At 48.4% G+C, this 13,067-nt stretch carries 14 protein-coding genes; 3 read left to right on the top strand and 11 right to left on the bottom strand.

The features are described from left to right. Positions 1-100: 100 nt before the first annotated feature. From AC0YNZ_RS09570 to AC0YNZ_RS09555, 4 genes are all read right to left on the bottom strand, one after another. Positions 101-1,192, bottom strand: a complete 1,092-nt coding sequence (locus tag AC0YNZ_RS09570; protein WP_475826504.1) for a PAS domain-containing sensor histidine kinase — start codon at positions 1,190-1,192, stop codon at positions 101-103. A gap of 25 nt (positions 1,193-1,217) precedes the next feature. Then, the gene (locus tag AC0YNZ_RS09565) at positions 1,218-1,874 is read right to left on the bottom strand and encodes a response regulator transcription factor (RefSeq protein WP_475826380.1); all 657 of its coding nucleotides are present in this window, start codon (positions 1,872-1,874) and stop codon (positions 1,218-1,220) included. Between the two features lie 43 nt (positions 1,875-1,917). Next, a complete protein-coding gene (locus AC0YNZ_RS09560) occupies positions 1,918-2,349 on the bottom strand; it encodes a GAF domain-containing protein (RefSeq protein ID WP_475826379.1) in 432 nt (143 codons plus the stop codon). Positions 2,350-2,877: 528 nt separating this feature from the next. Further along, positions 2,878-3,240 (bottom strand): HesB/IscA family protein, encoded by a 363-nt coding sequence (locus tag AC0YNZ_RS09555; RefSeq protein ID WP_475826378.1) that lies wholly within the window; start codon positions 3,238-3,240, stop codon positions 2,878-2,880. Positions 3,241-3,483: 243 nt separating this feature from the next. Between AC0YNZ_RS09555 and mqnE the strand changes: the two genes are divergently transcribed. Both mqnE and AC0YNZ_RS09545 read left to right on the top strand, forming a co-directional pair. Further along, positions 3,484-4,587 (top strand): aminofutalosine synthase MqnE, encoded by a 1,104-nt coding sequence (mqnE, locus tag AC0YNZ_RS09550; protein WP_475826377.1) that lies wholly within the window; start codon positions 3,484-3,486, stop codon positions 4,585-4,587. A gap of 62 nt (positions 4,588-4,649) precedes the next feature. Beyond that, positions 4,650-5,717: an NAD(P)/FAD-dependent oxidoreductase gene (locus tag AC0YNZ_RS09545; protein ID WP_475826376.1), complete on the top strand. Its 1,068-nt coding sequence runs from the start codon at positions 4,650-4,652 to the stop codon at positions 5,715-5,717. Positions 5,718-5,725: 8 nt separating this feature from the next. On the opposite strand, the gene AC0YNZ_RS09540 is transcribed toward AC0YNZ_RS09545, so the two are convergent. Then, complete coding sequence (locus tag AC0YNZ_RS09540) at positions 5,726-5,998, bottom strand: YuzB family protein (RefSeq protein WP_475826375.1); 273 nt, start codon at positions 5,996-5,998, stop codon at positions 5,726-5,728. A gap of 86 nt (positions 5,999-6,084) precedes the next feature. Between AC0YNZ_RS09540 and AC0YNZ_RS09535 the strand changes: the two genes are divergently transcribed. Further along, positions 6,085-6,330, top strand: coding sequence for a NifU family protein (locus AC0YNZ_RS09535; protein ID WP_110769820.1), 246 nt, complete (start codon positions 6,085-6,087; stop codon positions 6,328-6,330). Between the two features lie 115 nt (positions 6,331-6,445). On the opposite strand, the gene AC0YNZ_RS09530 is transcribed toward AC0YNZ_RS09535, so the two are convergent. The 6 genes from AC0YNZ_RS09530 to AC0YNZ_RS09505 all read right to left on the bottom strand — a co-directional run bounded on the left by AC0YNZ_RS09530 (position 6,446) and on the right by AC0YNZ_RS09505 (position 12,863). Beyond that, positions 6,446-7,228: an SDR family oxidoreductase gene (locus tag AC0YNZ_RS09530; RefSeq protein ID WP_110769819.1), complete on the bottom strand. Its 783-nt coding sequence runs from the start codon at positions 7,226-7,228 to the stop codon at positions 6,446-6,448. Positions 7,229-7,247: 19 nt separating this feature from the next. Further along, positions 7,248-7,961 (bottom strand): Cthe_2314 family HEPN domain-containing protein, encoded by a 714-nt coding sequence (locus AC0YNZ_RS09525; protein WP_475826374.1) that lies wholly within the window; start codon positions 7,959-7,961, stop codon positions 7,248-7,250. Between the two features lie 45 nt (positions 7,962-8,006). Continuing rightward, positions 8,007-9,770 carry a UbiD family decarboxylase gene (locus tag AC0YNZ_RS09520; protein ID WP_475826373.1) on the bottom strand — a complete coding sequence of 588 codons (1,764 nt, stop codon included), beginning with the start codon at positions 9,768-9,770 and terminating at the stop codon, positions 8,007-8,009. Continuing rightward, positions 9,770-10,699, bottom strand: a complete 930-nt coding sequence (locus AC0YNZ_RS09515; RefSeq protein WP_110769816.1) for a COX15/CtaA family protein — start codon at positions 10,697-10,699, stop codon at positions 9,770-9,772. Before AC0YNZ_RS09515 ends, AC0YNZ_RS09520 begins: the two co-directional genes overlap by 1 nt. A gap of 163 nt (positions 10,700-10,862) precedes the next feature. Further along, on the bottom strand, positions 10,863-11,207 hold the full coding sequence (locus AC0YNZ_RS09510) for a thioredoxin family protein (protein ID WP_110769815.1): 345 nt from the start codon (positions 11,205-11,207) through the stop codon (positions 10,863-10,865). A 54-nt stretch (positions 11,208-11,261) separates the two neighbouring features. Continuing rightward, positions 11,262-12,863 (bottom strand): copper amine oxidase N-terminal domain-containing protein, encoded by a 1,602-nt coding sequence (locus tag AC0YNZ_RS09505; RefSeq protein ID WP_475826372.1) that lies wholly within the window; start codon positions 12,861-12,863, stop codon positions 11,262-11,264. Between the last annotated feature and the right edge of the window lie 204 nt (positions 12,864-13,067).

Here is a 13,067-nt window from a genome sequence, read left to right as displayed (position 1 = left end):
GATCCACGTAAGAGAAATCATCCATAATAAAAGTAAGCTGGTGTGAATTTGTCTGCACCAATAATAGCCGTCGAAGTAAGGCAATTATCGATTTATGTCCCTATCGCTCTGTTATCCCCTCTTTCGGAACGACAAGCCGTACTTTCGTTCCGCAGCCCGCCTCCGATATAATCTCCAATTGCCCGCCGATACTGCGCGCTCTCTCCTCCATACTGAACAAGCCCACGCCCCGTCCGATGAGATCGGGGCTAAAGCCTTGGCCTCGGTCTGTTACGATAACCTCCACCTCGCCAATCCGTTCCTCCAGTATAACTTCAGCCTCAGACACATCCGCATATTTGGCGATATTCGTTAACGCTTCTTGAATAACGCGATAAATCGCCGTTTCCTTCATAATGCCCAGCCTGCTCTTCAAATTGCATTCCAGCTTCAGCCGAATACCGAAATGACGCGAGTAATTATCCACATAAGTTCTTATCGCAGGCACGACGCCAAGATCATCGAGCACGGATGGCCGAAGCTCCCATGCGAGGCCGCGAATATCCGCCATCATGTCCGAAACCTCGCTGCGCAGGTTGCTCAGCTCGGCAATTCCAGCGTGATCGCCGATTAAGCGATCCAGCCGGATTAACAACGAGAACAAGCTTTGGCCGATGCCGTCATGCAGCTCCCTCGAAATCCGTTTTCGCTCATCCTCTTGAATTTCGATCACCTTGACCATCATTTCCTTCAGCTCCTGCTCAGCCTGCTTCCTTTGCGTCACTTCGCTGCGGATAGCCAGATACTGATAAGGCTTTCCCTCCTCATCCAGAAAGGGCACAATTGTCGTGCTTACCCAGTAGAAGCTTCCGTCCTTGGCGCGGTTTTTTATTTCCCCCCGCCATATCTCGCCTGCGGAAATAACGCTCCATAGCTCACGAAAGAAATTACGGCCATGATAGCCAGAGTTAATAATCCGATGGTCCTTGCCGATCAGCTCGTCGCGGTCATACTTGGAAATCTCGCAAAACTTATCGTTTACGTATTCAATTCTGCCCTTTCTGTCCGTGACCGCTACAATCGCGGCTTCATCGAGCGCAAACTTCACATCTGCAAGCTGTTTAAGCGACTGATTCACCTGTGCCAGCATCGATTTATCATCGATTTCATCCTCCAGCACTGACAGAAGATATTCCACGTCCGAACCGATCATTTGCCGGTATTTATCACCGCCGTAATTAATCAAAATGAAGCAGCCCCTTCTTTAGCGCGAACTTGATCAGCTCCGGCCGCGTTCTTAGCCCGAGCTTATCCATCAGATGGCTTTTGTGCGTTTCCACCGTTTTGACGCTTATAATCAGGTTTTCCGCAATTTCCTTGTTCGAGTAGCCCTTGGCGATCCAGCCCAATATCTCCTTCTCCCGCTCAGAAAGCGTCTCGTACGGCCCGCTTTCCTCCCCGCCCTGCTTCAGCTTTACGAGATATTCACTCATCAACCGCTTGGTAGCAGTCGGATAAAGATAGGCATTTCCTTGCGCTACCGACTGAATGGCCGATAACAGTTCATCGTGGGGCGCATTTTTCAAAATATAGCCGGAAGCCCCGATATGAATCGCCCGGAACAAATATTCGTCATCGTCATGCATGGTCAGTATAAGAACCGATGTATCCGGCAGCAGCTTCTTAAGTTCCGCCGTTGCCGTCATTCCGTCCTTGCCGTGCGGCATGCTCAGGTCCATTAAGACGACATCCGGCATAATCTGCTGCGCCATCCGGATCGCTTCGTCCCCTTCCGAGGCTTCGCCCACCACTTCAATGTCGTGCTTCCCATGCAGCAGCAGGGCCAAACCGGACCTGACCATTGCATGATCATCACAAATCATCAGCTTTATCATACCCTTTTCCCTCCGACGCTCGATATCAATCCAAATAGTGCCGCTAAAGCAGTATCGTCGCCAGCTCTTTCGTTAAGGAAAACGCCTTCTCAAGCTCATCTGCAGCGTAGCTGTCAGCAGATCGTCTTCCGATTAGCAGCACGCCGGCAATCCCGTTTGGCATGACTAAAGGCATACTCGCCGCTATTCGCAGCTGTTCCGTCAATAGAACAGGCTCTTCCATTTTAAACCGCTCTTTATCCGTCAGCGCTGCGCCCGTACTCGCAGGCCTGCCAGAACGAATAGCGATTCCGGACAAACCCGCAGTCGGCTTCTGCTCAACCAGCAGCGTCCGCCCGCTCATGCTGCCGGCTGCATAGGACCAACACAGCTTGCGTTTGCCTGTATCGATCAAGCCGAGTGTAGCGAAATCGCTGCCCGTCTCCAATCTCAATCGCTCGATGCAGGCAGCGACATTCACTCCGATCGTCTTCATCCTCGTTCCTCCTTCAGGGCATACAAGCAATCATTAATTTCCATTATAAAGCTCTGCTTCTGCTTTGTATGTCAGGGAATTCCCTGAATTATTGCAGTCAAAGCAACAACAGCCCCTTGAACCTACGCATTGGACGCATACGTTCAGAGGGCTGCTAAAGGACGATATAAGCTGGCTGCATAATAAATGACAAAGAAAAAAGGAGCCCTTTGACAGGCTCCTCTTCCGACGGTGTTTGATCGTTTGAGTCTCTCGAAATCTAACACTTCACATTGTTAAGATTACTTGGGCACCGCTTTTCACTTTCCGGTTTAACGGATCGTTTTTAGCGTGTGTGTTCAGAGTAGCTCTGCGACACAACCCCTCGCTTTCATAATAGCTTAGTGATTAAATAAGTTCCTCCTGTAGTCCTAGCACCGAATGGTCCAATGGAACCACACCTCTCTTCACACCGTCAACACTATCTTGCACATATTTCGCGGTGCTTATACACCATCCTTAAAAAAATTTTATCCGGATGGTTTACTCTTAGCACTCGCCCGCAGCAGCAGGCTTGCCTGCATCCGTAGCTGTACGGAACGACGAGCCGCACCCGCATGTAGCGCTGGCATTAGGATTTTCGATCGTAAAGCCGCCGCCCATTGCAGATTCTTTAAAATCGATAACGAGTCCATGCAAATATTTGATGCTGTCTTCGTCTACGACAACCTTTAGGCCGTCCATGTCGAGCTCCTTGTCACTCTCGTGCTGCTCATCATCAAAGCCCATGCCGTAAGAGAAGCCGCTGCAGCCGCCTTCCTTGACGCCGATGCGCAGGAATAGCCCAGGGCCGCCTTCTTCAGCGAGCATTGCTTTTATTTTGTCAGATGCTAAATCACTAATTGTGATCATGCTACATCCCTCCATTTATCCTTCTAATCGATACTGCTGAAGTTCACTTACTTATTTGTAGTATACTCCAGTTTGTTCGCTTGCTCAAGAGAAGCATGCCTACAAGCTTTAATCCCAGTATATGGAATGCGCAGCACTTTTCTTATTGCTCATGCTACGTGTGAGGTTTATAATAGTTACAGCTTCTTAATCGGAAAAAGAAAGTTATTTTTTTCACAAACTATATATCGAGGAGGCTCAGCCATGAACGTCGTAATACCGACAGAAGATACACATATGCAGCACATTATTGAAAAAGTGCGTCATGGACAACGTTTAACCCTTGAAGATGGCGTTTTCTTATATCAATCAGATGATCTGCTGACGATTGGACAGCTGGCTAACGAAGTCGCCATGCGTAAAAATGGCAAAAAGGTTTATTTTATTGAGAATATGAGTCTTTACTTCACGAACGTGTGCGAAGCTCACTGCGCTTTCTGCAACTTCCGCAAGGATGAAGGCGATGAAGGCTCCTATACGTTAAGCGGTCAGCAAATGATCGAATATGTTGAGCAGCATTTCCATCCCGGCGTTCGCGAATTCCATATCGTTGGCGGGCATAATCCGAATGTCCCCTTTCAATATTATGTAGATTCGCTCAAAGCGCTGAAGGAGCGTTTTCCTGAGGTTACGCTAAAAGCCTACACCGCTGCAGAAATCGACTTTTTCTCGCGTATCAGCGGGCTGACTTACCGTGAAGTGCTTCAGGAGCTTATGAAAGCAGGACTGGAGTCGCTGACTGGCGGCGGTGCCGAAATTTTATCCGATCATTACCGGAAAAAAATGCGCGTGGAAAAAGCCGATGTCACGCAATATTTGCAGGTTCACCGTACTGCTCATGAACTCGGCTTGCGGACGCATACGACAATGCTTTACGGTTCGATCGAAACGAAAGAGGACCGCATTCGCCACATGATGCATATTCGCGAGCTGCAGGATGAGACGAACGGCTTCCTTGTTTTTATTCCGCTATCGATGCAGCCTATCAATCCAAGAGCCGGCATTCGCCGCCGCAACTCTGCATTCGAGGACTTAAAGACGATTGCGATCAGCCGTTTGATGCTCGATAACTTCCCGCATATTAAAGCTTACTTTATTAACATTGGGGTACAGCTGACGCAAGTCGCTTTGACGATGGGAGCGTCGGATGCGCACGGAACGATCGTCAAGGAAAAAATCAGTCATGCTGCCGGAGCCCTGACACCGGAAGGCATTACGCGCGAGGACCTGATTTGGCTTATTAAAGGCGCAGGCCGAATTCCGGTTGAACGCGATACTTTTTACAATGAAATCAAAGTTTACGAATGAGTAATCAGCAGCTCGAAAGCACAAAATAGATATAACTTAAAATGGCGTGGAGTGGAAACCAGATGAGAAAACTTATTATTTTGGGTGGAGGCTATGGCGGTCTTGCCATTGCAAACGAATTATTAGAGAAACAATTGCCAATCGATGTCTCCATCGTATTAATTGACCGGATGCCGTTTCAAGGCTTGAAGACGGAATATTACGCGCTTGCCGCCGGCACGGTTTCAGATTTAGAGCTGCGTGTCAAATTTCCGGTTGATCCGAGAATTTCTTTGACATACGGCGAGGTTTTGGAAGTGGATATGGAGATGAAGCTCGTCCATCTCGAAGGCCAGGAGCCGATCGAATACGAATGGCTCGTTATCGGTCTTGGCTGCACGGATAAATACCATGGGATCGAGGGTGCTGAGCAGTACTCTACAAGCATTCAAACGTTCTCGGCCGCAAGACGTACCTATGCGCAGCTGAATGACGTTAAGCCTTATGGTCAAGTAACGATCGTAGGCGGAGGGCTAAGCGGTGTCGAGGTTGCAGCCGAGCTGCGTGAAAGCCGTCCGGATTTGAATATTCGAATATTGGATCGCGGACCGAGCGTGCTCTCTGCTTTCCCAGGCAAGCTTCAAGCATTTGTTGCAGAATGGTTCGAGGAGCATCAGGTTGAAATGCGGGGTCATGTCGGTTTAACAAAAGTAGAGGGCGGCATTTTGCATGATTGCAATAGTTCGGCGCCTATCTATACGGATGTAACTGTATGGACGGCAGGCATTCAGCCTGTACCGCTCGTGCAGCGCATGAATTTGCCTAAGGACAATCAGGGCAGATTGGTTATAAATGAATACCATCAGCTGCCTGATTATACCGAAGTGTTTGTCGTTGGTGACTGCGCAGCGCTGCCGCTCTCGCCGAGCGGTCAAGCTGCAGGCGCCCAAGGCAAACAAATTGCCGAGGTGCTTCAAGCTATCTGGCATGATAAAACACCGAAAGTCGGCAAGCTTAAGCTTAAGGGCGTACTCGGCTCGCTCGGCAAAAAAAGCGGCTTCGGATTAATGGGCGGCACGCCCATTATGGGACGTGTACCGCGCCTCGTAAAAAGCGGCGTGCTCTGGCGCTCTAAGCGCCATCTTGGTTAGCACATTGCCTACAGATCGTCCAGCAGCTTATCCAGCGCTTCTTTATCCGTTTGCTGCTGTTCGATCGCTTTTAAAATATTGCCATGCAGCTCGTCTGCCGATTCAGCAGATACGATAGCTCCATCCACTAAGGCGAATGGATTCAAATAACATTCGCCGCAATTGCCTAAGCAGCCATATTCGGCTACTTCGTATGCATCATTTTGCTCGAATAATTTCATTATCCGGTCAGTACCGTGATGCATATTGCCGGCACAAAACTCGATCATTGTTTTAAACACTTTGCTTCACCTAACTTTACTCAGTTACTATCCATTTTCAATTGCTTCACTTTGTACTATAATAGGATAGAAAGGAGATGATTGCAATGAGTGAACAAGCACAAGATACTATGTACGATGAAGTGTTGGACGTACTCGATAAGCTTCGTCCGTTTTTGCAGCGCGATGGCGGCGACGTTGAGTTGGTTGATGTTGAGGGCGGAATCATCAAGCTTCGCCTAATGGGTGCATGCGGAAGCTGCCCAAGCTCGACGATCACGCTTAAAGCGGGTATCGAACGCGCTCTTCTTGAAGAAGTTGAAGGTGTAGTCGAAGTCGTTCAAGTATTCTAAAAATATAAGAGCGAACCAATATCACCTTTACGTTAGAATGACAAAAAGTCTTATCGAAGGCAAGGAGCTAAGCTCCCTGCTGCTCGATAAGACTTTTTTTTGGGCGTATTTGCAGTTAGAACATTCCCTTAATATTAGCCACAATCGGATCGAAGCCGCCCGTAACGTCGATCACGTTGCCGGTCAAGAAGTTCGACTTCATGTCGCAGAGAAAAAGCACCACGCGCGCCACGTCCTCGCCCGCTCCCGGACGGCCGATTGGCGATTCATTATCATACTCTTCTTCTACCTCTGCAATCGACTTCTCCTTGTTCATGCCGCGAATATCGCCTGGACCGATTAAGTTGACCGTAATGCCGTGCGGAGCCTCTTCAACGGCTAATGACTTCGTGAACGACACAAGCCCTGTCTTCGCTGCAGCATATACCGCCCGATGCGGCCATGCTCTAGCTTCTCCCGCGTGGCCGAAGCCGAAATGGACAATACGTCCCCATTTCCGCTCACGCATGCCCGGAAGCAGTCGATGATCTAGCAGCATAACGCCTAACAAATTTCCATGCAGCAGCCTAATGATCGTCTCTTCATCATATTCGCTGAATAGCCGGCGCTTGCGGACGAATGGTCCCGCATTATTGACAAGAATATCAACGCCTCCAGCCCATCGCTCCGCTTCGTCAGCAAGCTTGGCCGCGCCTTCGGTCGTTGCGACATCGGCCTGCACCGTAATCGCCTTCACACCAAGCTGCTCGATCTGCGCCTTTACCTGATGCGCTTCAAACTCGCTCTCATAATAATTAATAATAACATTGCAGCCTTGCTCAGCGAGCTGAAGCGCTGTTCGTTTACCGAGTCCCTTCGCGCTGCCTGTTACTAACGCTGTTTTGCCCTTGAGCCCCACAAGTTTTCCCCCCTCGGGATTATGGTTGCTTGTTTCGCATTAATCCGCATGCGTATTGAAACGTGAACAGAAGCGATTCCATCGCAAGATACAAGCCCTGCGTCAAATCAGCCGACTGTTCAGCAATATTTTCCAATCGGACCTCTTCACCGTACATGCGGTTGCTTTGAATTAAATCATCCTGCATTTCCGAGTTCATGTAATGAATTTCCGTATTTCTTCGTTTGCGGAGTCTGTTGAGCGGCTCCTTATACTTCTCCTTCGCATGGTTCAGTTTCCACATCAGCACAGTATGAGCCTGCTTGTCCCGCATATTGCGCAAAACGGTAAAATAGGAGAAATGGGGTTTGATCCGCTCAGTTCTCATATCAAGAAGCTCATTTAGCAGCGTGCCAAGCTTATCCAGCAGGGAGAAGACCCGGATAAAGGCATTCTTATCGAAGTAGGTATACCGATTATAATGGATTCGTTCCTCATCTGTCATTTGCTTAACCGAGGAAGAACTGATTTTGTGTTGAAAATGTAGCGCGACGTAGTGGCTTTGTTCAAGCTCATCGAGCGATGAGCGAAGGCCCAGCGTCCATATTTCATATTTACGAAGCTTTTGAACGTTATCTTCGCCTGCCGCCATTTTTTTGTTCAGGATGGCAACGAACTGATCCATTAAACGGAACGTTTCTGCAAGGATTCCTTCTGCTTCTCTTTGAGGCTCATCAAACAGGAAACGCAGCATAATCGAACAGCTCCTTCCATAAAAAGAATATTACAGTTCAACAAATTACAGCTTGTATTCGCTCCAGCGTTTATCAACGAGCCTCACGATATCCTCGCGCGGGAACAATTCATCCGGATAACCAGGCTTCATTCTGGCGTCGATGACGATAGGAAGCTTATAGCCAAAGTGATGGCGGCGAATATCGGAATTCGCATAAATATCGTCTGCCGGATTAAATCTTGTAAATACCGTCCATAAAAATGGCGTTTGCGCTGCCGCGATCTCTGCGTCGTCCGCAAGAATAACGAGCGGCCATTCCGTTCCCTTCTCCGTGAGGCGCTCAAGCAGCCGCTGCGCCAGCTTAGGCTCTTCAGCATAGGATGCGCCTGACACGACCAAACCACCGCGGCAATAAGGCTTTGCAGCCGTTATTTCATCGATTGCCCCTTCCGTATACGAGCCGGGTAACTCGCGGACCGGTTCTCCAACCCCAAGCATAACACCTTTGCTGCCATGGTTTAGCTTACCGCCCGTGTAATCGAGCGTATCATGGGATGTATTATCGAAGATGAACAGATCCGTTTCCGGACGGAAACGCTCAAGAACCGTTTCAAGCAGCACCTGGAAGTTTTCGAGCTCTACAGGCTGATTCGTAACGATAAGGAATTTGGTTAACGTTAACTGGCCCTCACCTAATATGCGGAAGGCAGATGTCAGCGCTTCCCGTGAATAGCTCTCCCTTACGACAGCAGCTGCAAGCGCATGGAAGCCAGTCTCAGCGTAAGTCCATAAGTCCTTAACCCCCGGCATAGCCATCGGGAACGCCGGCGAAAGCAGCTTTTGCAGAAACTCACCCATATAGTAATCCTCTTGACGAGGTTTGCCGACTACGGTCGCCGGGTATATGGCATCCTTGCGATGCCACATATGACTGACATTAAATACGGGGAAATCATGCATAAGCGAGTAATAGCCGTAATGATCGCCGAATGGACCCTCCGGCCTTTTGATATGCGGCGGTACTAGGCCGCTAAGGACGAATTCCGCTTCCGACGGAATGCGATGCGAGCCGTTCGGATCCTTAACCACGGTAAGCTTGCCGCCGATAATAAGCGATGCAAGCAGCAGCTCCGGCAAATGCTCCGGTACAGGGGCAATCGCCGATGCAATGAGAGCCGGAGGCCCGCCGAGAAAAACCGATACAGGCAGCGCTTCATTCCTCTTCTCCGCTTCATGGTAATGGAAACCGCCGCCTTTATGTATTTGCCAGTGCATGCCCGTCGTACAATCATCAAAGATTTGCATGCGGTACATGCCTAGATTATGCTGCTTCCGGTGCTCAGGGTGCTCCGTATAAACGAGCGGAAGTGTAATGAACGGACCTCCGTCATCCTGCCAGCTCGTAATCGCAGGCAAACCTGCAAGCGGGTTTTCTCGTTTGCAGGCCTGAAGAATAGGCGCACCGCTGGAAGGCACTTCTTTCATTCCTACCTTCAGCATGTCCCATATTAAGTTTTTCTCGCCCCAAATCGCCTTAGGCGTTGGCGGCAGTACGCGGTCCATCGCTCCAATGATTTGCTTCATTAGCGCCTCGGGACGCGGACCGAATGCAAGATCGACTCTGCGGCTTGTCCCGAACAGGTTCGTTACGATCGGGAAAGGACTCCCCTTCACGTTCGTAAATAACAAAGCGGGTCCTCCTGCATCGATTACCCGCCGATGAATTTCTGCTACCTCAAGATTAGGATCTACAGGAGCATCTATAACAGCCAAATCATTTTCACGCTTCAGTACGTCTAAAAATTCACGCAAGTTATTAAAACTCACTATCCTTCACGCCCTTCTCTTAATCGCCACGAACGAACTAAAATATCCATTAATAATCCGAACAAGCCGGTAACAATCAAATTATGCAATAAGTTGGTGAACAAAAACCAATCCGGATTTGTTATCGTTAATGTAAGCAGCGCTCCGCTGAATACTTGGGCAACGACAAGTCCAAGCGTCCATGCTGCCGGCTTCGTTAAACCCCATGCGCCGTAGCTGACTTTGCGAATGTGTATGAACAAGCCTGCCAGGCTGACTGCTAACAGCAATGCAGCCACCCGGTGTATAAATACGGCTCCTGTCGCACCATTAATCTCCGGAACGATCTCTCCGTTGCAAAGCGGCCAGCCTACGCAGCCTCCGCCCGATTCGGTATGCCGGATGAATGCGCCCAAATATACAACAATATAACAATAAACAGATGTTAGAAGCACGCGGGGAAAGATGGAACGCGGTACTTGAAACACCGTCTGCGGTCCATGTTTAGCGCGGAACGTCCAGATTACCAGCAGCAGTGTAGATGCGAACGCGATTAACGAAATTCCGAAATGAATCGCCATAATAGGCGGTGATTGAGGCCACATAACGGCCGCTGCTCCCATTAGCGCTTGGATAACTGTGAACAGCAATGCTCCTCCTGCATAGAACAATGGCTCCTTAAAACCCTTCCTGTCTTTCCTAAACTTCAAAATCATCATTATACAAACAGCCAGAACAAGCAAACCTTCGGCACCCGTTACAAGCCGATGTGAATATTCAATCAAGGATTCGATCGTATAAGCAGGTACTAATTTCCCATTACACAACGGCCAATCATCACCGCAGCCGCGGCCTGAATCTGTATTCGTGACTAGTGCCCCGCCGAGCAGTACAAGAAGCATTCCGATGCACGAAGCGATAGCTAACGCGCGAAAACGCCCGGTTACCATAATAAAATCACCTTATTTCGTGTTTTAATAACAGTTCAATTATAGCCATAAAATAAGGCAAAAGCCATGTTGAAAATGTGACACTTCCGGGTAGAAGCGTGTTATTAAAAAGGAAAGCCCGCGCTAAGGGGAAACCTTCCCCTTAAGCGCGGACTATCGGTTACTAATGACTCAGCGCATCGCTGACTTGAATGGCCCGGTTTACGAATTCCTCGATTTCCTCGCGTGTCTTGCGCAGCTTGCTCACGAAGCGGACAAGCTCCTGACTGCCGCGGAAAGCGATAAAGCTTGGAATTCCTAATATGTTCAGCTCGGAGCATAGGTCAGGAAGATCATCGCGGTCAATCTCTACAAAATTGACCTTGCCTTCGTACTGACGCTCCAAATCCGGCATAAACGGGTTAATAAAGTGACAATCCTTGCACCAGGTTGTTTTGAATACGGCAATGGTAAGCCCTTCGCTTGCAACCGCCTCGCGAAACTCCGCGTCCGTCGTCAATTTTCTCATGCTGCACCCCTAAACATATCGTATTAAAGTATATAACGATTTCTAAGCCTTTGCTTAGACTTCCCGATCAAACGTAAATATTTTCAAATCATCGCTAAGTTTCTCCCAGCCAATCTTTGCTTTTAATGCCGAAGCAAAATTGCGTGCAGGAACGTAGGTTACCCCGTCAATGACGGTTACAGGGAATGACCATTTTACTTTTTTGCCGTTAACGAATGCGATATCGCTGCCAAGCTTCGCTGTAATTGTCGTTTTCGTCGCATCGTCGAACACCTTTAAGCTTTTTGTTTTCTTATCGTATGTGAGCACGCCGCCAAGCTGTTCAACCGTATCGCGCAGCGGAATGATCGTTATGCCGCCTGCAGTCAGAATTACCGGATTATACGACTCGTTTGAATACCAAGTAATATTTTGTTTGCCAATATGCAGCTTATTTTTCAACAGATCGTAGATCGTTGATTTCTCATCAAACTGCTTCAATACTTGGTAGCCTTGCATGCCAAACAATTTTTCGGCAGGGATATCCGATTTGGATGCGACCGGTGCTTCCGCCTTTACGTCGCCGTTAACATTCCAAGACTCGCTCTCTACTTTGATCGTCAGTCCTTTAATCGGCAGTAAGCTAAACTCCTGAACTTCAGTCGGCACGTAAGAAAGCTCATATGCTTGCTTGCGGATATCAAGCTTGTTGTCCACGTAAACATCGGCTTTAATCGTTAGATCCTTGCTGAATATTTGATCCAGCGTTTCTTTATCCTCTTCCTCAAGCCGCTTCAGCTCTCCTTGCAACTCGGTCAGAAGCAGCGCAATAGCATCCGTCGCTTCCTTCAGCACTGCCTCAGAATCGGGAGCGTCAAGTCCGCCTTCCTCTAAAGGATTGACCGTGCCGAATGCTGTCCATAAGTCAGGGTTGCTTTTAAGAATCTCGAACACGCCTGCTACCATTTTGTCCAAGCCTGCACGGTCAGCGATCAGCGCATCGACATATTTTTTCACCCATGCCCAAATTTCAGTGCCATTCAGGTCGATATGTACTTGCATCAAGGAAGTTGCGGAGCCGTTTATCGCTTCATTGACTGATTTCACCTGAATGCGATCCGGATTCGGCAGGTTATGAATGACGTACGTGCCGATTGTATCGACCATTTCATGGCCCAGCGCCGTTAGAGCTTCTTCATCCATTGCCGGCGCTTCTGTTGATGCGGCTTGAATAGGCATTCCCGTCATTCCAAGCAAGCTATTGCTTGTCAGATCAAGCACGAACGGGTGCTTCGCGCCTTCAAGCTCCATTATCGCGAGCGTATCGGTCATTTTGAGCGAAAACTTAATGCTTGTAGTATCTCCCAAAATCAAGCTGCCGTCAAAGGAAACATGCGAGCTATCCTGCATCTTCACGTTATCAAACTGCAGTTTCAAGTTTGACACCAGCTTCATAAGCGCGAGATCCTCTTTGGAGAGGCCATCGTATGCCGCTTCATCCAGCAAAAGCTTAAGCTCTACCGATTGTTTGCTTTCACTCGATTCTACTTTAAGAGAGTTTTTTAATGCCGCATTAATATCAAGGTTTGAAATCGATTGACAGCCTGCTACAAAAACGAGTGTAAACACTAGTAAAAGCACTATCAATTTGCTTGGTCTTGCGAAAAATCTTCTCATTCAAAAGTCTCCTTTTATAAAGTAGTATAGTAGGCCAACTTAACTGGCAAACTCTACTTATTGTACAGGAGACTATCTATATTGTAAATGTATGGAAAGAAATAGTTTTGTAGAATCAGGACTAGATAATCATGTCATTGGTCATTCAATACGGTTGAAGTAATACGAAAGGACGCAATCCGTTTTACGGGATGCGTCCTGTTT

Source organism: Paenibacillus sp. J2L1-98 (assembly GCF_056269405.1).
Note: the sequence above shows the minus strand (reverse complement) of the source record. Positions and strands in the feature narration are given on the sequence as shown.